We start from the raw sequence: 756 nt of genomic DNA on the forward strand, positions 1-756 counted from the left end.
TTTCATGCGCAGCGTGAAAGACGCGGTGACCAGCCCGCTGGTTGCCGCACTCCAGCTGTTCTGACGGACTTCTGCCAGGAAGGCATAACCATTACCTGACGGAAACTCCACTTTGAACGCATGGATCGTGTCATTGTCATAGGCAGTACGCAGAACTTCCTGCCCTTCATCCGGTGACCAGTTACCGGAGATCGTGATTTCCCCCGGAGAGGCCAGCCCGTTGGTCATTTCCTGCTCCGTTGAGCACAGGGTGGTGACATCAATATCCGACTTCTGCCCGCCGGTATAACTGATCTCTTTGGCCGCACAGGCCAGCGGCAGAAATTCTGCGGATGCGGGGTTCACTTCTGTTGCAGGCAGCTTTGAAATACTGATTTTCGTGCCCTGCGTTTTTTCATATTTGCTCGGCATGATTATTTTCCTGTAAGCATAAAAAAAGCTGCCGCAGCAGCTTGTTGTTCAAGATTACGTCATTGCCAGACCTGACACTCCAGCGTGGCCCGGAAAAGCGAGGTATCCGCTTCATAGCCCTGCTTTTCTGTAAACTCTGCCGGTGAAAGCGGAGAAACAGCAGCAACAGACAGTTCCCGGATCCGGCGGGCTTCATCGATGGTTTTTGTATACACATCAATCTGGATATTGGTCATTGTCTCAGCACGACCGCACAGCACATCTCCGCCGGTATCATAAAGTGAAAAAACACACCACGGCGGCTGAATTTTGGGTTCATCCTGCGGAGCCACATACGGAAAAACC

2 protein-coding genes are annotated in these 756 nt (G+C 52.1%); both read right to left on the bottom strand.

The genetic code is table 11. From position 1 onward, the window contains the following. Window positions 1-411 (bottom strand): phage tail tube protein (locus HMPREF3119_RS18305; protein WP_070580507.1); only part of this gene is annotated, 411 nt, incomplete at its 3' end. 59 nt (window positions 412-470) lie between these two features. Then, window positions 471-756: hypothetical protein (locus tag HMPREF3119_RS18310; protein WP_070580509.1), on the bottom strand; the 286-nt coding region annotated here is incomplete at its 5' end.

It is taken from the genome of Morganella sp. HMSC11D09, assembly GCF_001807955.1.
Classification (GTDB): Bacteria; Pseudomonadota; Gammaproteobacteria; order Enterobacterales; family Enterobacteriaceae; genus Morganella; species Morganella morganii.